Origin of the sequence: Desulfonatronovibrio magnus (genome assembly GCF_000934755.1) — a bacterium.
GTDB classification, from domain to species: Bacteria; Desulfobacterota; Desulfovibrionia; order Desulfovibrionales; family Desulfonatronovibrionaceae; genus Desulfonatronovibrio; species Desulfonatronovibrio magnus.
This window is the reverse complement of record NZ_JYNP01000029.1, coordinates 1-25,066: the sequence shown is the minus strand read 5'-3', so window position 1 is coordinate 25,066 and position 25,066 is coordinate 1. Positions and strand designations below refer to the sequence as shown.

Genomic DNA, 25,066 nt, shown 5'->3' with positions numbered 1-25,066 from the left:
CGATAAGTAACTTACACCCCTCGTTCCCGGGCTCCAGCCTGGGGACGTTTTGGTCTTGCGGCTTCAGCCGCTTTTTAATTCAAGGATATACCGGCCGTGATTGCATTACGTTGAACCGTATCAGTTTTGCCCTTTAAAGGAAAGCATGAGTATGGGCCTTCCTTAATTGCGCAAAACAGATACTCTGGATCTCGAGCGCTGCCTGTTTGAAACAGAACCATTTTGATGTCGGGGCAGGTGTCCTGGTACCATATTTTTTTAAGGAGTGATTATGCGGCAATTTGTAACTTGGTCTCAACAGTTAACCATCTCATTGATTGTGATGTTTTTTATGGGTTTGATTTACTTCAGTCCTGCGGCGGCTCAGGAGTCCGGTACGTCTCAGGCTGGTCAGGTAAACATGGTCAGCATTGAAAAGCTGCTAAAAGACCTGGAAGATCCTCAAAGGCTTGAGGCATTCAAGCAAGATCTAAGGGCATTACTGCAGGCTCAGCAGGCTCTTTCCCAAGAGCCTGATTTTGAACCAAGAGGGCTTGTGGGACAGTTGATGAGTCTGGCTACAGATTACGTTCAGGATGTGAATAAAATAATTTCAGACGCTGGAAGCAATGTCCTGGAAATTCCAACTGTAGTTCAGGACATTGTTGAACAGGCTCAGGATCAGGATGTGCTCAAGTCCTGGGCGGAAATGCTGGGCAAGGTTATTCTGGTGCTTCTTGCAGGATTGCTGGCGCAGATAGTTGTTTCAAGGCTCCTTTCCAAGCCGCGTAAAGCCTTGGAAGACAAGGAGGCTTACAGCAAATTATACAGACTGCTTTTAATGGCTGGGAATACGCTTCTGGAGGTTGTCCCCATTGCCGCTTTTGCGGGTGCAGCCTATGGCCTGTTACCCTTACTGGATCCTGAGCCTGTTACTCAGCTTGTAGCACTGACTCTAATTAATGCCAATGTGCTGGTCCGGCTTATTCTGGCTTTTGTCAGACTGATGCTGGTCCCCAATGCACCGGGTTTGAGATTTTTGCCCATAGACAATGAATCTGTGCAATATCTCTATATCTGGTCACGCAGGGTTTCCAGAATTGGTGTTTACGGATACTTTATTCTTGAAGCAACCTTGATTATGGGGCTTTCAGAAGGACTTTACCTGTTTCTGCTCAAGGTCTTAGGCCTGGCTGTTACCTTAATGTTTATAATTTTAATCCTGCAGAACAGGGCGGAAGTTGCCAAATGGCTCCGTGGTTCTCAGCCTGAAATTGGACAAGATCAAACACCTGAATCTGACGATAAACTCAGCTTGCTGAAAAAAGCTAAAGCCGTTGGTGCTCTGCGTAAGCGTCTGGCGGATTTCTGGCATGTTGGAGTCATTTTGTTGATAGTGGCCATGTATGTTGTCTGGGCGCTGGAAATTGAAGGTGGTCTGTTTTTTGTTGCCAAAGCAGTTGTTTTGACCTTTATGGTTATTGCGTTGACCCATCTTGTCATCAAGCTTACTAAGCGCGGTCTGGAAAATCTTTTTAAAATAAGTGAAGAATTGAAGCTTGAACACCCACAATTAGAGGCCAGAGCCAACAAGTACCTTCCATTACTCAAGTACAGCATCAAAACCATTATTTATCTTGTGGCCGTCTTTTCTGTCTTACAGATCTGGGGCATGGGTACCATGAGCTGGGTAATGTCTCCGCAGGGAGGTGCCATTCTTTCCAGTCTGCTGGTTATCTTTTTGATAGGTGGCGGAGCTTTTTTGTTCTGGGAAGTTTTCAGCTTTAAGGTTGAAGAGTATCTGACTAAGGAAAAAGAGGGTGATCAAACTGGTAAGGTAAATACTCGGGCACTTACATTGCTGCCTCTTTTAAGTAATGTGGTGCGCATTGCCCTCATCCTTGTAGCGGGAATGAGCATTCTTTCGCATCTTGGAATAAATATTGCCCCGTTGCTGGCTGGTGCCGGTGTGATTGGTCTGGCTGTTGGTTTTGGAGCCCAGACACTTGTCAGGGATGTTATAACCGGCGCATTTATCCTAATGGAAGACTCAATTGCAGTGGGTGACTGGGTTGAGGCTGGAGGATATGCCGGAACTGTGGAGCACTTGACGATTCGTACCTTGACATTGCGCGATCTGACAGGTGCTGTGGCGGTGATTCCTTTTGGTGATGTGACTGCTGTCAAAAATAACAACAGAGACTATGGGTATGCTTTGGTTGATGCAGGGGTTGCTTATAGAGAGGATTATGGCCAGGTGGTGCAGGCTCTTCAGGATGTGGCTCTCGAGCTTCAGGAAGATGAAGTATGGGGTCCGGATATAATCGGCGAACTTGAAGTCTTTGGTCTGAATAATCTGGCTGATTCAGCAGTTGAAGTCAGAGTAAGGATAAAAACCAGACCCATGCGTCAGTTTTCTGTGCGTAGGGCGTTTCTTGAGCGCATGAAACGAATATTTGATGAACGTGGCATTGAAATTCCATTCCCTCATCAGACTATCTGGTTTGGCGTGGACAAAGATGGATCAGCGCCTCCTATGCGTCTTGTTAAAGATGAGCAGGTTCATGATTCAGAAACAAAAGCCATTGAGACGACATACAGTCAACCTGAGCATGAACCTGAAATAAAATATGCCTCAGAGTCTGAAGCGTCCGCTGATGTGGTGCGTGAGTTGGAAGAATCTGAAGAAGAAAAGAAAAAAATAGAGGGACATGAGGAGGACCATGACCAGGAGGTTAGCAAGGAAAAACGAGGTGATGTCTAATGCTGGCTGTGCCTTTGGCCTTAGGCTGAAGGCCTAAGGCCATAAGGCTGAAGGCTGAAGGTTGGAGGTTGGAGGCTGAAGGTGGAAGGTTGGAGGCTGAAGGTTGGAGGCTGAAGAATAAGGATCTTGGGCATCATTGCTCTTTCAAGGTTATAAAACTTGTAAGCTTCTCACCAAGGCGCGCCCGGGACAGAACGTGTGAGTAACTTATCCCCCTCGTTCCCAGGCTCCAGCCTGGGGACGTTTAGTTCTTGCGGCTCCAGCCGCTTCTAAGTAACTAAAATCAAATTATCAACAAAATCAGACGGTTATAGTTTTCACAATTTTAAGATTTTTACATATGATTGATTCTCAATTACCAGAAAAGTTCCGTCAAAGATGAGAGCTTTGCGCCTGGCACAGGGACTGTCCCTCGCTGTGTAAATTTTTTCATTTAAGCAAATTTTTCCAGGAACCAATGCAGCATCAATCTTTTTTATAGTACCTCGCGGGGACTGTCCCAATTTCCAAATATGGGACTGTTCTTCAAGGTGGAGGCGGCTTCCAGCCGCCTGGAGTTAAATAGCCTGCAGGATGCAGGCTCCACTTTAAAAACAGTTACTCACAAGTTCGGTCCCGGTCCGCCCAGGTGAGGAGCTTCTTAACATCAAAACCTGGATTCCGGCTTTCGCCGGAATGACAATAAAGAGTAATAGTTTGCTTTAACCGTCACCCCGGACTTGATCCGGGGTCCAGTTTTTTGAAGTTACTTGTAAGCTACTAATACTCTTCTGCAGAGGTACTAACTAACCATTTGGCCAAGCCATGCTTTAACTTCTTTTTTCTGGTTTTCGGAACAATAGAACTGTGCAGTCAGCTGAGCATTGTTTATGATTTCCTTAAGTTCTGGTTCATGCATTCGAGTCTGGATGATTGATTTTTCCAGATTCAGAGCAGCACTGTATACATCACCATCAGCGCTGAAAAATCCGTTACCCTTCCATGGTACATCACGCAGACTGATTTCAGGCAGGTAGTGGTTGTTCTGACCGCGCATATAATCCCAGCCTCCAAATCCGGCAAACCCTACAACCAGGCATCCACTGGCCATAGCTTCCAATGGGGGCAGTGGACAGCCTTCGGGAAATCCAGTGGCCAGGAAAATATGGCTTTTTTGCAGAAGAGCGGCCACCTGGTTGTGTTCAAGACCGTGGATGTAAACCCATTGGACATCTGAAAGACCTGGATTTCTGGAAAGTACAAAGCGCTTGATCTGCTTGATTAGCGCTTTATTTTTGCGTGGCATGCACGCTACCTGGATTTTTTCAGTTTTTTTTGATTCAGGAGCCAGGAAAACATTTTGATCAATATATGGTCTGATTATGTTGCAATTTCTGCCTGTGGCTGCATGAATAAACTGACGCACCGGATCAGAGACTGCGATAAAGTCAACGTTCAGGTCATTCCAGGAAATATTATCCGGCAGCGCACTGAATAAATATGCCCAGTTCTGGCAATAGACAAAACACCTCGCTTTGGATTTTAAGCCCAGAGCAAGGGCGTTGGGCCATCCTTCAGGTACAATGAAAATGTCTCCTGCTTTAAACCGCACTTCTGATCCTGTGACAACCTTAAAGCCCATCTCGCTGAGATAGGGGACATGATCCCTGTCCCAGGCGCAAAACTCCACGCTGACTGCCAGCTGGCGAAGAGTTTTTCCCAGCTGGACAAGAACCATCATTCCTCCGGTAGTAGTGCCGGCCGGAGGATAGAAAATGATAATTTTCATAATTATTGCCCCTGCGAGCTAATTGTCATCAGGGTCTGCAAGCAGCTGTAAAATGTTTCCGAAAACATTGAAGAAATATCCAGCATTAAATTCCCTGCTTGTCACTTTATCAAGATCCGGCCATTCTGGTGGCGAAAAACTCAAGCTGGCCGCATCACCGTAGTTAATTTTCTGTATTTTTACACCACTGATTTCAAGCCCTTCAAGTTTACCGGCTTTATTTAAGATAAATTTGCTGGTACTCATGCCTTTTGGGGTGCGTGCATCAGGCATGTGCAGGTTGAAAACTGTACCATAATCGTCTGTTTCAATCTGGCCTGGCAAATATCCGGATGTAATGGTATAATTTAGCAGCTCATGTGCACCTTCCTGGGTTGTTAGAAAGGGTGACTCCAGAAATGACTGGTTGCTCAGGGCCATGTCCTGGAAATCGTTAACAAGGTTCAAGGCAAGATTGAATTGAAATTTGTCATTTCTGTCCTGAAAAAGATCCAGATTTAAGGATGGTAAGGGGCCGGGTTCAAGAGCGTGATGGATTGTATCATTACCTCTGACAAACAGTAGTGATTCCTGCGGGCTGGATTTATAGGCAAATTCCAAGTTATTATTGACTCGCAGCTGGGATTCAAAAAAATGATCAACCATGTTCATGGCCATATAAAGTGCTGCCACCGTATTATATCCCTCTGGTGTGTACAAAACAGAAACTTCCAAAGCGTCAAGATCTGAAATGGAATCAGTAAGTTTAAGCAGGGCGCTGGTATAGGTTTCTAAGCGTGCATCGTACTGCTGCACGGCCTGTTGCAGCACTAAGGCCTGATTCAACCAGGGGCTGTCTGGATAATCTTTGCCAATCCGGGCAATTGAGGAAAGCGCCTGATCCCGTTGATGCATGGCAGCCTGGCACCATGCGCGTTGGAACAGGATTTGGTCGCCGTTGTGGTCCAGGGATTGCTTTTCAAGCAGTATAAGAGCATCGGAAAACCTCCTGGCTTCAATAAGAGCTTCAGCAACAACCTGGCGCATGGCAGCGGTTTCTAATTCGTCATCTGACAAGCTGAATAAAAAAAGATTGCGCAGAAAAAGTGCGCTGTGCTGGGATGACTTATCATGCAAGGCAAGGATTTTGTCCTGCACAGACTTTTGATCATCTGCAGCAATTGCTGATATTTCAGCAAGTTCAGCATTTCTTGTGAGCATTGGTTCAAGTGTGTTCAGAAAGCTCTTTTGGGCATCAGTCTCGCCTGCTGCCTTCAGCATATATGCTGATTTAAGCACAAAATCAGGATCACTCAGCAGCAAGTCACCAAAGTCATCTAAGGCATAGCCAAGTCCATGGACAAAACGCGGGATAAAATCAGCTTGCGGATCAGAAGCAAAATCATCAAGAAGCCTGGAGAGAAGACCACGGTAAGCATCAGCATCACTGAATGTGCTTCTAAAATAGTTGCCTTGCAGACTTTGAGGGTAATCAAGAGCAAGCACTTCTTCCATTTTGGCTTCATACAGGCTGTGCTGAAAAACAGCAGCTACCATGTACAGATCAAAAGCTACCCGTGGAGACATATGTGAATCAGGATGCTCTGCAAGAAAGTCCATGGCCTCCAGAGCAAAACTTTCCGGATCATTTTGTTTGAGATAGCTTTCCGGGGCAGGATAATTTTTTTGGGCAAAAGCAGTGGACAGAAGAACAACTAACAACACAGAAATACACGAGACAATAACCAGCTTTCCATTTTTCATAAGTATTTCTCCCAGAGGATAAAATAGTTTACAGTGTAATGCTTCCGGCTTAAGGATTTGTTACCATATCATCATATGATAAATAAAAATTACTGGATGAGCAAGAGACTATTGACACACCTTAAGCATGGTTTTTAAGTTATAAGATATGAATACCAATGAAATTCTTTTTTCACTGATTATTCCCAGTCGTGGAACCAGACCGGTTGCTCTTGAGCAGGCTATTGTAAGTGTTTTAAAGGCTGCGGATAATGCCGGGCTAAACCATGATCAGTTCGAAGTGCTTATAGGTTTTGATGGTCAGAAGGGTGAGAGGGTTGTTACAGAAAATAATGTATATTACTATGATCTTCCAGAGGACAAAAATTGGGGTAATGGAATAAGGAATATCCTTCTCAAAAGGTCAAAAGGCGAAAAGGTAGTTTTTCTTGATGATGATAATGAGTTAACCAGTTCTGCTTTTCAGATATACCTGCAATATTTCAAGGCAGAGTTGATCATTGCCAGGATTGATGTCAGCAGGGCTTTTGCTTGTGAATATCTACCTCAAGATGTTCCTGGCAGGTCACTGGTCAGGCAGGGAAATATTGATCCTTTATGTCTGTGTCTTTCCAGAGAACTGGTGGTGGACAGATGTGGAGGCTGGAAGAGTAGTGGTGGCTATGAAGCAGATTACCTGAATATGCTGAAATACTACAGAAGGGCAAAGACTGTTGAAGTGGTTACAGATATTGTCGGTATTTATGACTCGGGACAGGGCCTTGACAAAAAGGGTATTAATTTCAGGCAAAAGCAGCTTTTTGACAGTGGTAAAAAGTCGCAGGTTATTCACTGAAACGTAGAATATTTTCTTTCATCAACTTTACAGCCTCTTCCATCAATCCTTCATTTTTAAGTATAGTAACAGCTTCCATCAATGCTTGTTTATCCCATATAAAAAATAGCTGGTCTATTGGGTAAATTAAAGTGTCTAAGGCAGTGAGGCTTGTGAGCCCCATATTAGTAACAAATATATCTAAGTTCTTAAGTATTTCCCCATTGTAAATTTCTGGAACAGCCTCAACGCTTGCCCTCAGGACAGGCAGTGGAATCATAGCGCAGGATGAGGGGAGTCCGTCATTGACTTCTGCCTTGCCAATGCACAGATTTAGAATGGCAACGGACATTGACTTGCAGAGGACAGGGAGCTTTGTGTCAGAAATAGTGTTTTCAAATGTAGAGCGGATTAGGTTTATATCCTGGACAGCCTTAACCAGTCCTGTGCCCTGGTTCCATAAAAAATGATTGTTCAGCCACTTGAGCCAGTTGTCGGGAAAGTGCCAGCCTGGATAAAGAAAGACAGCCATGCTTCCTCTTGCCATGGCAAGAGATTGCTTAAATTTTACTGTCTTACAACCATTAGCCATAATGGAGTATTTTGAATTTTCCAAGGAAAAAATATCTAAGTCATTTTCACTAACTGGAAAAATTTCAATGGAATGTTGACTTGATTTATTTGAGATTTCCTCAAGAGTAGCTTGCACAATGCTACTATCATGACTTTCATCAAGTAGAAGAAAGATTGAATAGCTTTGTTGTTGTCTTGGGATATATTTTTTTTGATCAATCCTTGAATAGATTGCTTCTCCTGCTCTCTTTGCGCTCTGCCCATCCTGCCCATAATCAAGTTCTTCAATATACATCTTGCGTTTATTGCTGAGCATATTAGGATTATCCAGAGCTTTTTGCACTTCGTGCTGCAGTTGACTGAATGTATCTGCCTCTTGAACTGCATCTCTAATTCTGTATTCAATATTATTGGGGTTAAAAGCTGGATATTCTTCGAGCTTTGGATTTTTATACAGAACCACTGGTTTGTTTAAGAACATGAATTCAATGAACATGGATGAAACATCACTGACCATAACATCTGCTGCATGCATCATTCCGCTGTAATCAGTGCCATCTAAATAAATTATATCAGGGTGCTCCCTGGCCATATTCTGGTACATCTGAACCCAATGCGGGTCTGTCATATGGTGAAGCTTAACCATCACAATGCGGTCCGGTCCAGTCAGTTCAGATATTTTATCCTTGATCACAGGAATGGCTGAAAGCTCTTCATTAAAAGTTGGCGCAAAGAGAATAATTTTTTTTTCCGGGTCTATGTTCATGTCCATACAGAATTTGCTCTTATCTACAGCATCTGGACCAAAGAGCATGTCGGATTTAATGTACCCGGTTACTTCAATGGGAATGAATACATTATCTTCAAGCCTTCTCTTGTGCCACGGTCCGGGTACACATAGCAGCTCTGAAAGGTTTTCACGTTTTGTGACATTGCTTCTGCAATAGTACAGCCCTTTACATATTAATCCATGTCCTACGTTTACTACTCGATTGATGTGGGGTATTCTCAAGTGGCAAACATCAGCAACGACTGCAATTTTTGCCTGTATTTGTGAAGTTTCGTGGCAAAACATACCCTTGTGATTAAGCTTTTGAACATCGCTTTTGCATAATCCAACTCCTGATTGATCTTCACTAGTAGGAGCATAAGGTGGAGAGGAGAATATCAACTTAAGATGAGGGTAAGTTGTTTGCAGGAAGTCGTGAATGGGCTCCAGGTAAGGGAGGTGGAGGCTTCTTTCTGCATAAAACAATATATCGTACTCTTGCTTCAGGTCTGGAATATAACTCACAATTTCACCGTTCTTTATTTTTTCGAATAACAGACAGTTTTTGTTCTCTTTCCACTGAAGGGGCAACTTTGACAAGGTCAGAAAGACATTTTTCTGCCAGCATAATCTTATTCATCTTGATGTATAATTCAGCCAGGTCATCCATAATTTGAAAATTTCTGACATCAAATGGATTGAACTGTAATGCTTTGTGAAACATCATTTCAGCTTCATTGTATTCAGTATTTGTGCATAGTTTTTTGGCGGTATTCCAGTAATGATTATCGTTGTGGTCATACATTATAAAGCTTTTTTCACCTGATTTGCAAGTATGATAATCAGTGTTGATCAGATCTTCATTATAGTATAAATGTTCATCGCACGAGACTTTATTTGACCATAGTCTGAACAATAAATTCTCGTTATCCTTTGTTCTTTCGAACCTGCCAGGAGTTTTGCTTTCTAAATGATAAACAACAGATTTTGGGCAATAAAAACAACTATATCCTGCCTGAGCATACTTCAGGCAAAGGTCAATGTCTTCAAAACCGTTTATAAAGCGTTCATCAAACATGCCAACCTCAAAAAAAAGGTGTTGGTAAGTCAACATGCATGCTGCGGTTATGGCCTGAAATGACCTTTCTTTATTAACTGCGGGATGATTTGAGTGTAAGCCTTTATATATATGCCATATTGTTTTTTTGCGGGTAAAGACAACTCCTGCATGTTGGACAGTGTTATCCGGGTATAATAGCTTTGGGCTGACAGCAGCACATTTTGGGTGTCGCTTCAGGCATGTATTAAGGTTATGCAACCAGTCTTCAGTAACAATGGTATCATTATTTAAAAATAACAATAGTTCATTTTGGGCTGCTTTTGCACCCTGGTTACAAGCTTTGGCAAAACCCTTGTTTGTCAGATTTTTGATCAGCTTAATTTGCCCTTGAGTATGAAGGCTTGTCAGGTAAGAAGATGATCCATCAGTGGATCCATTGTCAATAATAATAATTTCAGAATGTTTCAGGTCTGTATGTTTAAGAATGGAATCAACACATTGTCTGGTGAGCTTAAGGTTGTTATGTACAGGTATAATCAAGCTTGTTGACATTTTTGGTTTAGCGTAAATTGAATTTCTCCGGAGATACCTTGGGGAGTCTTTTATTGTTTGATAAGGATAAGCAAACACATCAAGGGCCATTAAAGGATTGATTCCGGATTTACTTTGTACTTCAGACAATTTTTGTAAATATGAATCAATAGATATGTTTTTAGTTGCCACAAGATTCATTGTGGTATAGTTTTTTTTACTGAACATCATGCATGGAGAGTCAATTTTTTTGTTTAATATACTGGAACCTATGAGAAACCGATTAAGCATGAATGATTTTTCTGAATAAGGAAGGTGCTTTTTTTCATCAAAAAACTTATCCATTACAGCCTTGTATCCATTTTCTGGATGCATTGCCTGTACAATAAAGACATTGTCGTTCCATTTAAAATGGTTGTATAAGAATTTAAGCCATCCAGGTGGCAAGGCTGTGTTAGGCTTGATCAGAGCTATATGCTCATGTTCTGCTTTATTAACGGCAATGTTAAACACTTCAGCGTCAGGATGCTTGCATTCAATCCACCTGGAAGATAGTCTTGTAAGTGATGGAAGTTCAGGCTTTGGTCCGGCCATGATTACTTCTAAGTCAAATCCTTTAGTCGAGGCGCTGAAGTTTTCCCAGAACAGTAAAAGTTCTTTTTTCTCTGGCATATGATCCCAGATAACAACAACTGAAAATTTTACCGGATAAGCTGTTTTCAGGTTGTCAATAACAGCCTGAGTAGTTCTTTTTACAGAATATCCATCTTGCCCATAACAAAGTTCACGGCTGCATTTTCTTCTCAACTCTGAAAGTCTGTCAGGATTTTTCAATTCTTTGTGGATCGAATTTTTCAGGGATTGAAAGTCCTTAACTACAACGCAGGCTTTTCTTGCGTCGTATTCGATATCTTCTGGATCATAATGGATAAAATTTTTTCTAAGGGGATTTTCTACCAGTACAATAGGCTTGTCTAAAAGCATAAATTCAACAAAGGCAGAAGAAACGTCACTTATGAGGAGGTCAGAGGCTGTGAGGCAAGGTGTCAAATCCTGGTCTTCAATAAAAGTACAAAACGGATTGTTTTTGGTCTCAGTTTTATAATAATTGGCCCAATTTACATCTGTCATGCCGTGCAGCTTGATAATCAAATGGTTATCATTTCCTGTTAGTTCAAAGATCTTTTCCTGGACTACAGGAATAGCAGACAGTTCCGGGTTATAGGTAGGTGCAAACAGGATGATGTTTTTTTTGGGGTCAATGTTATATTCCTGACAGAACTGGGATCTATTCAGGGCGTTTAGCCCGAAAAGTTTGTCAGATTTTATAAATCCTGTGGTTTCAATGGGGATGAATACATTTTTTCTTAATTTTTTTTTATGAATTGGACCGGGAACGCAAATCAGATCTGCCAGATTTTCACGTCTTATAATTGGACGATGAGTATAGAAACACCCTTTGCTGATCATTCCATGGCCCACATTTATAATCCGACCGCAACCCCGTAAATATATGGCAGCATTGATGTCCGAGACCAAGGTTGCATCAGGACCAAATCCAGCAGGATCTTTTATAAATTTGGATTTGCCAGCCAGCCTTTGGATGGTTGATTCATCTAAACCACAGCCGGGCAGATCCGTGGTTGAGGACCTGTAAGGTGGAGCACTGAATGCAAGATTGATTTCCGGATAGTTTGTCTGAAAATAATCATGTACAGGCTCAAGATATGGCAGGTGCAGGTTTCTTTCTACAAAAAAAAGGATTTTTGTCTGATTCATATTCATCAAGATTTCAGGAGCAGGCTCTTTTTATGTTTTTGGCTTCTATCAGTTCCAGTGGAAGGCCGTTTTGAGAAATTTTAATGTTTTTTTTACGCAAGGTTAATATTGGTTCAGTTCCTTTCTCAGATTGATTAAACATGTTTTTGGCCTGTATGAGATCATCTTCAAAGTCAACTTCAATGCATCTGTAATTAGAAATATCCAGAGCCTTAAACCTGATGCCTTCAGACATGGCCAGCTCCATACCCTTTTCAAAATAGTCATCATCATGACAATGTTTCAAAGCCCGTATGAATTTCTGTATGTCATTTTTTTGAATCTTGTTCACCCCGACTGCCTCGCCTAAGGGATTTTTGACTTCTTTGGATATGCTGTCAATGAAACCCTGTTCGTTTTCAGTATATTTTACTTCCTCCTGACCGCATTTTTTGCGGTCTACAGCCACAGTATTATATGGAGAGCCAACAACATCTCTAACAACCTGGGGATCAAAGACCACATCTCCATTAACCCAGACAACGTCTTCGTAAACATTTTCAAGGGCGCATAAAAGGCTCTTTGATGTGTTTGTAATGTAATAAAATGGGTTATATTTGTAGAGAGCTTCCGGGTATTGCTCCATGATAAGGGTTTTTTTGAAACCTACTACCACAATTATTTCTGAAATACCCGCTTCCCTGAAAATTCTGATCTGTCTGCCCAGGATGGGCTCTCCACCAGGCATTTGAGTCAGGCATTTGGGGAATGGTCGACCTAATCGACTGCCTACACCTGCGGCAAGGATTACTGCTTTCATGGGTCTGCTCCTGCTTTTTGATTTTTTACCTAAATATAAGCAATAAGAGTGCCATGGTGGGTTGGTTAAAACTATGATCAGGCTTCAGGTAATTTTTTGAGGGATCAATCATGCCTTACGTGGTAAAAATAATTGTTGCGTGGTTTCGGTTGGCTGTTTGCAACAGGCAGGCTAAATTTTAAGAATTGCATAGAAGCCTTATTGATTTCCCTGCAAAAAGTCAAAAAATGAGGCGACTCGGCAAAAAGTATCTTCATAACTCTTTGTTTTTACTGACTCCTGACCACTGTCTCCTGACACCTGCGACTGCAAAAACAGGTTTTTGCAGTCGAATCCTTATTCTTTGTAGAAGTGGACGCCTGCTGTATTTCGTAAGGATGGTCTTAGATGTTATTTATTCCAACGAGGCTAACCTCCCGGAACCTGTTCACATTACAATTTTTTGTCACCCCCTATGATTCAGCAAGTCCGCTCACAAGTCTGGCAATGTTGTCCGAGGCATCTCCATTGTATTTGTTGGCAAAAAGCTGGTCAGTATACCTGGTCCTGATTCCAGAAAGTTTTTCAGGGTATTGCAAGCATTCCTGAACAGCATCTTTTAACTGGTCAGAACGGGTTATCTGTAATCCTATGTCCCTCCAGGCAAAATCAATATCTTTGGGGTTAAAGTGTTCGTAGTCCTTCCAGGCCGGATTGTTGAAGAGCACCAAGGGCTTGTCTAAGGCTGCAAACTCCATCATTGCTGAAGAAACATCAGAAACCATTACATCTGCTAAGGCCAGGAATTCTGTAATATTTTGTCCAGATATAAATACTATTCGAGGATCTTTGTGCACCAGTTTTTGAGCCGCTAATCTGTGTCCTGGCTTGCATCTGGAGTGCAGTTTTATAAGCAGCATCGTCTGATCGGTCATTAAAACCTGGTCCATGTTTTCCAGTAGATAATCAAGAGATGTCAGTTCCTGGTTATAGGTGGGCGCGTATAATATATATGTGTAACTTTCGGGTAGATTGTAAAGCCTGCATACTGCTTTCTTGTTGATTCTGCCATTAAAAAGATTGTCCAGCTTAGGCATTCCTGTAGCCATTACAGGGCTGCTGATTATGCTTTCAAGCATCTGCTGGTGATATGCACCGGGTACGCACACCATGTCTGCGTTTTCTTCCTGTTTAGCCCTGGCTGAATCAGTATAGTATATGCCCTTGCTGAGCACGCCGTGTCCTACATGAACCATTTTGCCGCATCCGTGCGGGTAATAAGAGTCTGGAAGGATAGTTACGTCGGGGAAAAATTTCTGGGGGTGAAAAGTAACATATTCCTTAAAGGTCTTTAAAAGTCTCAGATCGCTTTCTTCAAAGCCTGCGGAAAAATGTTTATATTTGGGCATTGCTGCAAACCCGAATTGATGGTTCGGATATTTATTCTTCATTTTTGAATATATGGGACTCAGAATCGGGATGTGCATTTTATCAAAACAATAAAAAAGAATCCTTTTTTTGTTTTGCGGGTTTGTTTTTCTATGTTTTTTTGCAGATGAGATATTATTGTATTTGTGAATATAATGATCAGTAATTCTGTCTATATCGTACTCAAAGTTGTCTAAAGAAATGTTGAGATTTTTTACCCCAAATTTTTCATATGTTTTTTTTACTCCTGATGTTAAGGAATCAATGTTATCTGCTATTTTAAATATTTTTTTCAGATAGCCGGTTCGACTTTTTTTGTGATCCCTGACTGGAAACAGTAGTTTATTTTTTTTGTGATCAGGTATGTATTTATTTAAGAAGCAGTGAACGCACTTTTCATTACTTTCCGGACCTGTGCATTCTGAATCATCAGAAGCCAAGTCATAATTTTCTTCACACAGAAACCAGAAATCGCAAAGAGTAAAAAATATTTTTAACCCATGCTCTTTGGCTGATTCTACTGGGGCGACGGTTAATTCTCCTACAGTAAAAATATGGAGGATGTCATAACTGTTTTTGATGAAAATTTTTTCAACTTCATGTGACACATGTTTTGAGCGTACAGCATCAAAAGTGAATAATCTGGGTTTGCTGTTGATTGTTAAGATGTTCAGTGCGGACGATTTTTTTTTATCGGCAATATTGACAGCCGTTGAGCTTGGAGGCAAACAGAGAATATCAACTTTGAATCCAGATTTTTTATTTATTTTTTCTGCAATTTTTTCAATAAATTGTGCGTTGCAGGATTGTGGAGTCTGCAAGAAATCATGACTTACAAAGAGGATATTCATATTGTTTGGTGGGCTATAGATATAATTATGAATTTAGACCGTTATGTACGATAATATTGAATTCTTTGCCAAGAATCTTTAATGCCTTTTCTTCTTTCTGAGTATATATATCTTCGTTGTCCAGTGCTTTATGTCCCTTAAAATGCTGGAAATGATCTCGCAGATTAACATGGACACACTTAAATCCCATATGTGAAATGTCTCTGAACCAGGCTACACCAGTATCCAGAATGTTTGCTCCGGCCAACCTGAAAGCCCCAAGAGGAAAGGCCCTGCCATAGGGGATGGTTATTTTTCTGGCTTTCTTCAGGTTAATAAGTGCTGCCCATTCACTGACCCTGCATTCAGGCAGCGGCCATGGCTTTTCACGGAATTCATGACCAAATCTGGGCACATCATAGGGACGTTTTTTTATTCCTTTTGCAGCATAGATTTGCTTCAGTTCATCCAGACTTGGTCTATAATCCTGGTAATTTTCAGGTTGGCACTTGCTTAATTGACGAGCAGGGCAGTTCCAGCACTGGCCGACTTCACCCGCCGCAATATTATTCCCTATAGATTCAAGCAGCAGACCTATTACGTCGCCTTTGTAATAGCAGTCGTTATGAGTCAGGAAAATGAATTTTTTGTCAGATTTTTCCCAGCCATACTGGTATCGGATGGAGTGTCTATATTGCTGGTCCTTGAGATAGCTGGTATTGATTGTAGATCTGTAAAAAAAATGCTTGGGCTGGAAATAAACAATTCTGTCTTCAAGCTCTGACATGACCAGACTGTGGTCAACAGGCACGTACCCGGCACGCTGAACATTTTCTTCTATGAAGTAAATTTTGTCAATGTGCTTGCCAGAATGCTTCAACAGACTGTAAAGGGTGAGGGCAGTCTGAAAGGGCTTCTGGCATACGTTGATAATGCAGTCAGTGTTTTTCATATGTAACTATTCACCACAACAGGCAGCCTGCCTGGTGCTAAGGTTTATAAAAGGGGGGCATTACCCGTTTCAAAAAACTTTAAATCGGGAGCATTACGCGTTTCTGACAACTGAAAAAATTGATGTGTTTGTCACAGGCTTTTTTGGGGTTAAAAGCGGTTTATCATGGCTTGGCACGGGGACTGTCCCTGGCTTCGGGACTGTCCCCTATCTGGTTGTCAGAAACGCGTAATGCTCCCTGCAGATACTTTAAATCCGAGTTGTATGTCATAGCTGTTTCGGGGTATAAGCCCGATTTTTTACAGCTTGACTCGGAGATTTTCTCTGGCTTCGGGACTGTCCCCAGTTGACTTTTCAGAAACGGGTAATGCTCCCGAACATACTGAAGGCTCAAAATTGATGAAAGTTTAGCAATTTATCCAGAGTAATAGTTTAGTTTTTTTCTAAGGAAAGCATGGGACAGGCACCTCTGCCCTTGTTTTTTGTTGATGTAAAACACAGACTCAATAAAACAAGGGCTGGGAGAGCCAGTCCCCCTCCGGGCTGTATGCCTCCGGGCAGGAAGCCGTGCCACATGCAAATGGCTAAACTGTTACTATCCAGATATTCTTTTGTTTTTTGCTAATATAATAATGCTTTCTTCTGCGTTTTCTTGTCCAGGTGGGGGTATGGGCCTCACTGTTTTGAAAAATTTCGATAACTCAGTTAGAAAAAGATCTATGTTATAGTTTTTTTGTAAAGATCCGGTTTTTGGGATACATTCATCCATACCATTAGGCTTAAATTCTGTAAGTAAAGCATTGCTTGTACGATTTGCTAACAACTTTGCGATAATTTCCAGCCTGTAACAGCCTATAAAAAATAAAATGTGCGTCAGATCAATTGCTAAAACTAAATCTGGCATATTTCCAGGAAGGTACTCAGCTGATGCCAAAACTGTTTTTGCTTTGAGCCCATCATAGAGTTTCAGATTTTCGTAACACATACAAGAAAAACATTCATCCTCACCTACTGCTAATACTTCTGCCCCGGTCTGAGCTGCCAATATAGATAAAACGCCCAGGTTGGAACCAATATCGAGGACTGTTTGGGGCTTAAGCCCAATTAATATTTTTTTGATTATGTCAATTCTTGTGCTGTTTTGATGCCTTCTGAAATTATTCAGGTCTATCTTTTACTCCTTATCTTGCTTAAACAGGATTCATTATATTTGTTTAGGTATAAATTTTTGCAAAATTTAAAGCTTATGTTGTTAATTAAGTGTTCAATTTGATTTATGTTATCAATTGCCTTATCGCTATTGACATTTAATTGTTTATTTGTGATATAATAGAATTCTCGTTCAGTGCAATGATATTTGGAAAGATATCTTGAAATTCTTGCTAAACTGATAGAGTGTTCTCTGATCATTAATGGATACAAATAATCACTTATTATATCACGTGTACAAAATTGCTGCTTGTCATTGAGTGATACTATGCTGCCAATATCACACCACTTAGGTGTACAGTTTTCTTGGAATATTATATTTTTAGTGTGGCCATCTTTAAGCATTAAGTCATGCCTAATTAAAAATTTTGTAAATCAATAACTTTTTTTGCAGCATCTTTCAACATTAATGGGTTCCAGTTAATTGAGTCAATGTTGAAAAATTCAGTTTCCTGCATCAAAACTAATGGAAATTTGTCAATAGTATAGTTTGTAATTGTTGTTTCAGGGATAATTTTTTTTTCTATTAGCCCATCAATAATTCCACTTTTAAACAAGTTCAAAGTGTATTCCATAGCATTAGGATAAATGGCCTTGTAATATTTGTTGTTATATTTAAAAGTTTTGGAAATATTGTCTAAAAAACGAAAACCAATCCATTCAACATCAGAAATATTTATTGTCTTTTGGGGCTTAAGTTTAGGGTACGTCGAGCCTGCACTATGATAGCTGTTTATTTTCATATTTTCATCTTGACCAGATGCACATATTTTTCTTGTCACAATTGTCTGTCAATGCTTGATTGTCAGACTATTCGACGTCCAAGTCCCTTTGTCAAGCCTCAGTTTGATCTTTGATTTAATGGCCAGCGGAACTGATTTCACTTGGGCTGGTGACTGGGGCCATCATCACTCGCTCTACATCTGAATACAGCCAAAGTGCCATCATGACACCTCTATGCGAGATCAGTCTTACCTTGAGAAAATTCTTCACAAGTAGCTCATTTACAGAGCCCATAGACGCTCTTTATATTTTTTTGAACACAGATCTGAAACTGAATTTTCCAGGCAGATTTTTTGATGTGTTTTCACTCAAATCCTGGGGCTAAACCAACCATGCAAGACATTGATACCATTTTGGCACCAGGCTATGCGCGCACTGCGTCGACTTCATGCAAAAACATCCCCAATCCAATCTCCATGCTTCGCCCCTGGAGTTTATACTCTGCCCGGGTGGGGTTGTAGTAGAAGAAGTTCTTCTGCACCAGACCGTTCAATTCCTCTCGCAGCCCATCCTCGGTAAACACACCACTTTCCACAAGAGCCACCAGGTCAGTCTCCTTGAAAAATCCTTTGGCAAGACTCTTGTTGACTTCAGAAAAAAAAGAATGACGATGTTTCTTCAGACCGGCATACTCCTCAAAGTAGCTCCTGGCCTGCATGACATACCTGGCAACGACACGCTCCATTTCCTCCTGGGGAACCATTCCGTCTTGACACACCTTCAAAAACTGCCCGAGCAGGTTTGATATTTCCCAAATGCTGCCCCCAAAATGCTCCCAGACGTATTCAATCTGTTCACTGGTCAAGGTAAAGTCGGTGATATTGGACTCTTTTTCCAGATTGTTCAGCCAGTAAACAATATCCTCCTTGGGCAGGTAGTCCACCTCGAACAGTTCGCTGGTCTTTCTGAGCTTGCTGTCGTTGTACAATCGTTCAATAAAATACCCGTCAGAACTGGCAATAAGTACGTGACACAGATGGGATTCCTTGGTCATGGCCACGAAAAAGTTGAACATCTCGTTGAGCAGCTCTCGGCCACCATTAAAATAGATCTCAGCCAGGGCCTGCAACTCGTCGATGATAATCAGCGGGCGCTTGCCTTTTCTGGTGATTTTTTCCAACTCCCGCTTCATGACGATGAACGGATCCAGTTCCCTGCTTTCCAGCCCCTTGAGCGTCTCCACGCTGAGCTTGAACACCTTCAGGTCGTATTGCCCGAGTCTCCTTGACCTGTTGGCTGTCCTTGAGCTCGAAAAAGGCCCTTAGGAAGCTCTCGTAGTTGATCAGCAGCAACTCCCTCAGATTGAAATGTTTGATGTCATACTCTGTCCGGGGAAGGTTACGTTTAATGAACTGGTATAACAACGTGGTCTTGCCGCTGGATTTGGGACCGTAAAGGAACAGAATATGCTCCGGACGTTCTTCTATCCAGGAACTGAGATAACCCAACTCGGCCTGCCGATTAATAAATGCGGGTTCCTTTTTGTAACGCATGGTCAACTCCTGCATAAATAAAAGTTTGTATAGAACCACAAAGGCACAAAATTCACGAAGAAAGAAAACACAAGGGCAGCCTTTTCAGAGCCGGGTGTAAAAAATCATTTTACGCCCGACTTTGGTACAGGCTATGCGCGCACTGCGTCGACTTCATGCAAAAACATCCCCAATCCAATCTCCATGCTTCGCCCCTGGAGTTTGTATTCCGCAAGAGTTGGATTGTAGTAAAGGAAGTTTTGTTGCACCAGGTAGCGCAGCTCTTCCTGCAAAGCCTTCTTGTCGGCATAAACTTCATTGTTCAGTAAACCGCCCAAAGCCAATTCATCGAAACAACCATTCCTGGAAACAGCGGCATATATTTCACGAAGCAAAGCAGTTCTGGAGGGATCAAGTGCTCCGTATTCCTTGAAATAACTCTTTGCCTGCATCATGTATCGGGAAACAATCCGCTCCATTTCGGGCCGGGGCACAGTGCTTTTCTGGGCTATTGAGATCATTTTTCCCAGCAAATTAGATATTTCCCAGATACTGCCCCCAAAGTGTTCCCAGAAGTATTCAATCTGTTCACTGGTCAAGATAAAATCGGTGATATTGGACTCTTTTTCCAGATTGTTCAGCCAGTAAACAATATCCTCCTTGGGCAGGTAGTCCACCTCGAACAGCTCGCTGGTCTTTCTGAGCTTGCTGTCGTTGTACAATCGTTCAATAAAATATCCGTCCGAGCTGGCAATAAGTACGTGACACAGATGGGATTCCTTGGTCATGGCCACGAAGAAGTTAAACATCTCGTTGATCAACTCTCGGCCGCCGTTGAAATAGATTTCGGCCAGGGCCTGCAGCTCGTCAATGATAATCAGCGGGCGCTTGCCTTTTTTGTTGATTTTTTCCAGCTCCTTTTCCATGACAATGAACGGATCCAGCTCCCTGCTCTCCAGCCCCTTGAGCGTCTCCACGCTGAGCTTGAACACCTTCAGGTCGTATTGCCTGGTCTCCTTGACCTGTTGGCTGTCCTTACGCTCGAAAAAGGCCCGCAAAAAGCTCTCGTAGTTGATCAGCAACAATTTGCGCAGGTTAAAATGCTTGATGTCATACTCTGTCCGGGGAAGGTTACGTTCAATGAACTGGTAAATCAACGTGGTCTTGCCGCTGGATTTGGGGCCGTACAAGAACAAGATATTCTTGGGCTTCTCCTCGATCCATGACTGCAAAAAACGCATCTCCACGTCGCGGTTAATGAAAGGTGGAATGTTGGTAAAAGGCTGTAATTCGCTCATGAACTCTCCCCCTCGGTGATAACTTTTTCATTGCGGAGCCGATCAAAACATACGTACATGTTTATGGGTGCCGGCTGCTTGAAGCTGTCAAGCGACCATGCGCTACAGACCCAAACAGGATAACGACCTGAACTTTCGGGATCGCGTGGAAAAATTCCTTATATGAGATGTTAATTCTGTGTCAGACATGACTTGGACCACTTTGAATTGTCAAGTACTAAATGCTATGAATCCTGCCGCCGAGATTCCCTATCATGGACAGCGAAAAAGTATATTTTGCCTGACCCTGTTGGCTTGCGTTTCTTCGGAGTGGCCAACAGACTTATCAAAACCGGACATCTTCCAATGCGTGCTTCACAATTTCCGGGATGGCAGCTTCCAGCGGAACAAACCGTACGGGTCGATCCTGTACGGTAATTGTTGTATCCAAAGTCTGGTTGAACACAAAAAGCATGCGAGGCGCATAGGCTTCCAAAAAGCTTCTGGCGGAACGAGAGACAGAAGGACGGGCCATGCGGCCCGGCTTGACTTCCACGGCAATGATGCTTTGGCCATCACTAAGTACGAAATCCATTTCAGCTGGCAAATTGCCAGCTGAAATGGATTTCGTCTGCCCTTTTTGTCTGTGGCCATTAATCTTTTTCTTGCCCCTCATTCCGGAATAGTTTAATATTTTCCGGAAAGAAAACCCGAAAAAGGTGATATAAAAATGTATAAAAACCGCCAAATATTTTCCAGATTAGAAGAACAGAGTAAAAATAATAAAATTACGCTTCTGATTGGAGCAAGGCAGGTTGGAAAGACAACCTTGCTCAGTGAAATATATAGAAGGCTTCCTCAAGATTGCCCCAAGCTGTTTTTAGACCTTGATGTGTACTCCAACTATGAAAAAGTGAGCACTTATGAAAATTGCTTGAATATTCTGAAGCTTAACGGGTACAAACCCAATCACGAGCGGCGCTTTTTTCTTTTTCTTGATGAATTTCAAAGGTATTCGGATATAAGTCTGGTTCTAAAAAATCTTGCGGACCATCATCCTGATGTAAAGATATTTGCTTCAGGCTCATCCTCACTGGCAATTAATGAGCGCGTCCAGGAAAGTCTGGCCGGACGTAAGCGAACTGTCAGGGTGTATCCTTTATCCTTCAAGGAATACTTAGAGTTTGTCGATCAAAGTGAACTGCTGGAAAAAGTCAACAATATTTCAGGGGTTAAAAGTAAAAATCTTAAAGTGCTGGTTCCTGAGGTATTTACTGAACTTGAAAAATTCATGATTTATGGCGGCTATCCTGAAGTCGCCCAGGTCCAGGACCAGGAGAAAGAAGAAGTTCTTGCTTCAATTTTTGATCTTTACGTGAAAAAAGATCTGGTGGACTTTTTAGCCCTGGACCGTATCAAACATGCCAAAACCCTCATTCAGCACCTGGCAATAAATAACGGTCAGGAGACTCCTTACAGTCAGCTGGCTCAAGTCGCCTCGATAAACGAAAAAACCGCCAAGAATTATGTGGAAATCCTGCGGGAAACCTTCATCATTACTGTCCATACTCCTTTCTTTACCAATCGCAACAAGGAGCTGGTCAAAACGCCCAAGATTTACTTTTTAGACAATGGAGTAAGAAATTATTTCTTGAATAACTTCAACGGCCCGCAAATCCGGCCAGACGCCTCTTTTTTGTTTGAAGGATTTGTGATTTCAGAGCTGATAAAAAATGGATTCAAGCCGGATCGCTTGAAATTCTGGCGAACAAAAAATCGACAGGAAGTTGATTTGGTTTTAAACCACGACAGCGGTCCAGTTCCCGTAGAGATCAAGTACAAGAGCCACCTGAAGGTATCTGACTTTCAGGGGCTTTTCACATTCTGTGAGAATTACAGCCAAAGCCAGGGGCTTTACCTTATTAATCCATACAATAATCAACCTTCAAAAGAAGTTTGCCTGTTATCACCATTTGAACTCGAAGGGTTGAATAAGTTTGCTTGAAATTCTTTTCTTATTTTTAGCCACAGACGATAAGTCAGACGTTAAAGACAGACTAAAACATTGTTCACCCGGCGACTTGTCTTTTGTTGTATGGAAGCATGAAACAGTCTGAAATTACCTGTCCAAAAATTGAAAGTATCCAGTCTTTGAAATTTGCAGGGGAGCCATTCATGGCCTGGCTGGCTTCATACAGTCCCTCAAGGCACTCAAAAACTGCTTCTCTCGGCAGGTGGCGGATATTGTTTTGAAAAGGGTAGGGGACCCCAGCGATCCAGGATACGTATCCAGCTTTCATGCATATGTTCAAGGGCTAAAAACTATTTAAGCAAATAATTTACGCACATCCCGATTCCCAACAAGGTTTGAAAAAATATTGTATTTTTTTCTTTCATATCGAACACGCCCAGCGATCAGCGCAGGATGAACCTCCATCTGACTTGCGAGGCCAATGACATGATCCTTCTTGGGGTGCTTTACCTTCGTTATTTTATGATTCTCCCATGTCTCAAGAGGCACAACGGCATCACGAGCAAGGATATTAGCTTCGTGTTCTCTTGCATCAACAGCTTCGGATTCAAAATCGTCAAGAATGAGGCTGTTGTCTTCCGAAAGATGCTTTATCACATGGGCGCATTCATGAAGCAAAGTAAACCAATAATTATCAATTCTGTCGTATCTCAACGTCAGTGCGACGATGGGCACGCCTGATTGCAGGATTGCAGCGCCATCCAGCTTCGTATGGGGGAAGTGCGGCTCAACAACCAGCTTAATCCCCTTTGAACTGAGATACTCAACTGCTTTTTGCGGGCCATCGCTAAACATACTCAGCCTGGCCAAACGACTTAAAAAGGTCTCATCCAGATTGCCGTCGTAGGTACCTGTTGTTTCAATATGTTGTGCCTTGAGCTGAACCCCAAGCAGCCACGCCTGAACAGCATACATATCGATGTCAGCCGCAGTCCTGGAAATCCCGCAACGATAACACGCTGTGGGCAGGCAGTCTGGCTGGCCGACCTGCGCCATGAGATTTCGCACAGCCTCCTCGGCTCTATCCATCAAGTCTTTGGCATCTTTAATCCAACCACGTTTGGCCATTTCCCTTACAGGGAATTGGCTCCAATGAACGTCAGCCAAGGTCTCAGGCAATTTTTTACCCGGCTCCTTCAGGAGAGTGTCTGCGGGAATACCCAATCCTTCGTGCAGTGCACGTATCATTTTCAGTGTCAGCTTTCTTTTTCCAGCAAGCACCTCAGATACTTTGCTTTTTGAACCAATAAACGGAACAAGGTCTTTTTGTTTCAGCCCCTGCTGGTCCATGACAAATTCAATAGCCTCAAGCGGAGTTGGCGGCGGAACAGGGTGATTCTCATCTTCATATGCACCAATGAGAGTACCCCAGACCTCCAGTTCGTCAAACTCAGGGCTACCGGGTTCCGAGTCGAAAATTTCTTCGACCCGAGCCAGCGCTGCTTCGTAGTCAGCATCTGTTTTAATGGCACGGATCATCATAACTCACCTCTGCTGCTAATATTTTATCGTATTCGGCATGAGGTCCAAACCACTTCACAAGTATCTGACCTGTCTCAAACCGAATCCAAACAATCAGCCTGAAATGATTTCCTTTTATATGGAATACATACCTATTGTCGCCGACATGATCAGCACTTGGAAAATCCTCTTTCAGCTTCGCATGATTAGAGTATTTTTTCTTCGAAACGCGATCATACCAAGATAGAAGGCTTCCTCTCGCATCAGCATATTTCTCGCAATAGCAATTCAGTGTTTTTCGGCTGACTATGTTCACACTCTCAACCTAATTGTTCCCAGATTGGCTGTCAAGATAAAGTTCCCATGGAGGGAACATTTGTAGCTCTTCCGGCTTTAGAGCCTGGAAAGTTAAGTCGGCAGAGGGCTTATCCAATCATTCATGGAGATGCATGTTGGGTAGCCTTTCTCCTGGTTATGCTAGCCTTCAAGCATGCCCGGGAGTATGTCAGCTTTTCTTGGTCTCCGCATACTTTGCTGGAAAAACTTCCGATATTCGTCTGGCCACTCTGATCAATTCTTATCTTATTTTAACCACAGACGATAAGTCAGACGTTAAAGACAGACTAAAACATTGTTCACCCGGCGACTTGCCGGTATAAAAAAATGTCATTGCCTTTGGCGAGGGAATGACTTTCTCTTATGTCTGCCTTTATAGTCCCTGCCCGGTTAAATAACGCCTTGCGTTCCAGCTGCGCTGGATTTAACTCCCATTAAAAGGCCCTCTGTCAAGAGACAATACTCTCCTGTTGCAAGAAATTTTGGTTTTCTTGCTGAGGACGCGTTAGCACTTGGCCGACGAGCCGCTTAGCCGATCTTTGACATATTCCTGTTATTTCTTTTTACTGGTTGCAGCTCTTAATATGACTGCACCAAACACCCATCAGGATCTAGGCATAGTCCAGTCAGTAAATGTCTAGACAAGCCCCATTCGTCATGTCGACGACCCAGAAAATCTTCAGTTCCATGGCATGTCCAATTGTTCAGGGTTCATGGTTAAAACCAGT

19 protein-coding genes are annotated in these 25,066 nt (G+C 42.4%); 3 read left to right on the top strand and 16 right to left on the bottom strand.

All coding sequences use genetic code 11. The features are described from left to right. The first annotated feature begins 271 nt into the window (after positions 1-271). Positions 272-2,743 (top strand): mechanosensitive ion channel family protein, encoded by a 2,472-nt coding sequence (locus LZ23_RS03710; RefSeq protein WP_052507088.1) that lies wholly within the window; start codon positions 272-274, stop codon positions 2,741-2,743. Between the two features lie 781 nt (positions 2,744-3,524). Here the strand turns inward: LZ23_RS03710 and LZ23_RS03700 are convergent. Continuing rightward, positions 3,525-4,511, bottom strand: a complete 987-nt coding sequence (locus tag LZ23_RS03700) for a glycosyltransferase (RefSeq protein ID WP_045211698.1) — start codon at positions 4,509-4,511, stop codon at positions 3,525-3,527. A gap of 18 nt (positions 4,512-4,529) precedes the next feature. Then, on the bottom strand, positions 4,530-6,254 hold the full coding sequence (locus LZ23_RS03695; protein WP_045211696.1) for a tetratricopeptide repeat protein: 1,725 nt from the start codon (positions 6,252-6,254) through the stop codon (positions 4,530-4,532). A 148-nt stretch (positions 6,255-6,402) separates the two neighbouring features. Here LZ23_RS03695 and LZ23_RS03690 point away from each other — a divergent pair, with 148 nt between their 5' ends. Beyond that, positions 6,403-7,089 (top strand): glycosyltransferase family A protein, encoded by a 687-nt coding sequence (locus LZ23_RS03690; RefSeq protein WP_045211695.1) that lies wholly within the window; start codon positions 6,403-6,405, stop codon positions 7,087-7,089. Here the strand turns inward: LZ23_RS03690 and LZ23_RS03685 are convergent. The 11 genes from LZ23_RS03685 to LZ23_RS23880 all read right to left on the bottom strand — a co-directional run bounded on the left by LZ23_RS03685 (position 7,079) and on the right by LZ23_RS23880 (position 21,116). Beyond that, positions 7,079-8,935 carry a CDP-glycerol glycerophosphotransferase family protein gene (locus LZ23_RS03685; RefSeq protein ID WP_157493099.1) on the bottom strand — a complete coding sequence of 619 codons (1,857 nt, stop codon included), beginning with the start codon at positions 8,933-8,935 and terminating at the stop codon, positions 7,079-7,081. The two genes, LZ23_RS03690 and LZ23_RS03685, sit on opposite strands and share 11 nt — an antisense overlap. A 4-nt stretch (positions 8,936-8,939) precedes the next feature. Further along, positions 8,940-11,780 carry a glycosyltransferase gene (locus tag LZ23_RS22270; RefSeq protein WP_198145888.1) on the bottom strand — a complete coding sequence of 947 codons (2,841 nt, stop codon included), beginning with the start codon at positions 11,778-11,780 and terminating at the stop codon, positions 8,940-8,942. 13 nt (positions 11,781-11,793) lie between these two features. Next, entirely contained in the window at positions 11,794-12,579 is a 786-nt protein-coding gene (locus LZ23_RS03675) for a phosphocholine cytidylyltransferase family protein (RefSeq protein ID WP_084590880.1), read from the bottom strand. Between the two features lie 452 nt (positions 12,580-13,031). Further along, complete coding sequence (locus LZ23_RS03670; RefSeq protein ID WP_045211691.1) at positions 13,032-14,837, bottom strand: CDP-glycerol glycerophosphotransferase family protein; 1,806 nt, start codon at positions 14,835-14,837, stop codon at positions 13,032-13,034. Between the two features lie 25 nt (positions 14,838-14,862). Then, entirely contained in the window at positions 14,863-15,768 is a 906-nt protein-coding gene (locus tag LZ23_RS03665; RefSeq protein WP_045211690.1) for a hypothetical protein, read from the bottom strand. A 595-nt stretch (positions 15,769-16,363) separates the two neighbouring features. Next, positions 16,364-16,813, bottom strand: a complete 450-nt coding sequence (locus LZ23_RS03655; RefSeq protein ID WP_157493098.1) for a hypothetical protein — start codon at positions 16,811-16,813, stop codon at positions 16,364-16,366. A 523-nt stretch (positions 16,814-17,336) separates the two neighbouring features. Further along, the gene (locus tag LZ23_RS03650; RefSeq protein ID WP_157493097.1) at positions 17,337-17,759 is read right to left on the bottom strand and encodes a hypothetical protein; all 423 of its coding nucleotides are present in this window, start codon (positions 17,757-17,759) and stop codon (positions 17,337-17,339) included. A gap of 365 nt (positions 17,760-18,124) precedes the next feature. Further along, positions 18,125-18,880 (bottom strand): ATP-binding protein, encoded by a 756-nt coding sequence (locus tag LZ23_RS22265; protein WP_198145891.1) that lies wholly within the window; start codon positions 18,878-18,880, stop codon positions 18,125-18,127. Further along, positions 18,813-19,253, bottom strand: a complete 441-nt coding sequence (locus tag LZ23_RS25275) for an ATP-binding protein (protein WP_052507085.1) — start codon at positions 19,251-19,253, stop codon at positions 18,813-18,815. The genes LZ23_RS22265 and LZ23_RS25275 overlap by 68 nt, the downstream gene beginning before the upstream one ends. 131 nt (positions 19,254-19,384) lie before the next feature. Then, entirely contained in the window at positions 19,385-20,530 is a 1,146-nt protein-coding gene (locus LZ23_RS22260) for an ATP-binding protein (protein WP_052507084.1), read from the bottom strand. 325 nt (positions 20,531-20,855) lie between these two features. Further along, positions 20,856-21,116 (bottom strand): DUF4143 domain-containing protein, encoded by a 261-nt coding sequence (locus tag LZ23_RS23880; RefSeq protein ID WP_157493095.1) that lies wholly within the window; start codon positions 21,114-21,116, stop codon positions 20,856-20,858. A 123-nt stretch (positions 21,117-21,239) separates the two neighbouring features. Here LZ23_RS23880 and LZ23_RS03630 point away from each other — a divergent pair, with 123 nt between their 5' ends. Then, positions 21,240-22,514 (top strand): ATP-binding protein, encoded by a 1,275-nt coding sequence (locus tag LZ23_RS03630; RefSeq protein ID WP_045211681.1) that lies wholly within the window; start codon positions 21,240-21,242, stop codon positions 22,512-22,514. Positions 22,515-22,578: 64 nt separating this feature from the next. Here LZ23_RS03630 and LZ23_RS03625 read toward each other — a convergent pair whose 3' ends face one another. The 3 genes from LZ23_RS03625 to LZ23_RS03615 are packed head-to-tail and all read right to left on the bottom strand — an operon-like array spanning position 22,579 to position 24,318. Beyond that, positions 22,579-22,809 (bottom strand): hypothetical protein, encoded by a 231-nt coding sequence (locus LZ23_RS03625; protein WP_045211679.1) that lies wholly within the window; start codon positions 22,807-22,809, stop codon positions 22,579-22,581. A gap of 26 nt (positions 22,810-22,835) precedes the next feature. Next, positions 22,836-24,023 carry an ImmA/IrrE family metallo-endopeptidase gene (locus LZ23_RS03620; protein ID WP_045211677.1) on the bottom strand — a complete coding sequence of 396 codons (1,188 nt, stop codon included), beginning with the start codon at positions 24,021-24,023 and terminating at the stop codon, positions 22,836-22,838. Continuing rightward, complete coding sequence (locus tag LZ23_RS03615) at positions 24,004-24,318, bottom strand: type II toxin-antitoxin system HigB family toxin (RefSeq protein WP_045211675.1); 315 nt, start codon at positions 24,316-24,318, stop codon at positions 24,004-24,006. The genes LZ23_RS03620 and LZ23_RS03615 overlap by 20 nt, the downstream gene beginning before the upstream one ends. Between the last annotated feature and the right edge of the window lie 748 nt (positions 24,319-25,066).

Excerpts from the sequence above, each read along its gene's own strand:
- LZ23_RS03710 (WP_052507088.1), top strand. The coding sequence starts at position 272 with ATGCGGCAATTTGTAACTTGGTCTCAACAGTTAACCATCTCATTGATT.
- LZ23_RS03700 (WP_045211698.1), bottom strand. The coding sequence starts at position 4,511 with ATGAAAATTATCATTTTCTATCCTCCGGCCGGCACTACTACCGGAGGA.
- LZ23_RS03695 (WP_045211696.1), bottom strand. The coding sequence starts at position 6,254 with ATGAAAAATGGAAAGCTGGTTATTGTCTCGTGTATTTCTGTGTTGTTA.
- LZ23_RS03690 (WP_045211695.1), top strand. The coding sequence starts at position 6,403 with ATGAATACCAATGAAATTCTTTTTTCACTGATTATTCCCAGTCGTGGA.
- LZ23_RS22270 (WP_198145888.1), bottom strand. The coding sequence starts at position 11,780 with ATGAATCAGACAAAAATCCTTTTTTTTGTAGAAAGAAACCTGCACCTG.
- LZ23_RS03675 (WP_084590880.1), bottom strand. The coding sequence starts at position 12,579 with ATGAAAGCAGTAATCCTTGCCGCAGGTGTAGGCAGTCGATTAGGTCGA.
- LZ23_RS03670 (WP_045211691.1), bottom strand. The coding sequence starts at position 14,837 with ATGAATATCCTCTTTGTAAGTCATGATTTCTTGCAGACTCCACAATCC.
- LZ23_RS03665 (WP_045211690.1), bottom strand. The coding sequence starts at position 15,768 with ATGAAAAACACTGACTGCATTATCAACGTATGCCAGAAGCCCTTTCAG.
- LZ23_RS25275 (WP_052507085.1), bottom strand. The coding sequence starts at position 19,253 with ATGCGTTACAAAAAGGAACCCGCATTTATTAATCGGCAGGCCGAGTTG.
- LZ23_RS22260 (WP_052507084.1), bottom strand. The coding sequence starts at position 20,530 with ATGAGCGAATTACAGCCTTTTACCAACATTCCACCTTTCATTAACCGC.
- LZ23_RS03630 (WP_045211681.1), top strand. The coding sequence starts at position 21,240 with ATGTATAAAAACCGCCAAATATTTTCCAGATTAGAAGAACAGAGTAAA.
- LZ23_RS03625 (WP_045211679.1), bottom strand. The coding sequence starts at position 22,809 with ATGAAAGCTGGATACGTATCCTGGATCGCTGGGGTCCCCTACCCTTTT.
- LZ23_RS03620 (WP_045211677.1), bottom strand. The coding sequence starts at position 24,023 with ATGATGATCCGTGCCATTAAAACAGATGCTGACTACGAAGCAGCGCTG.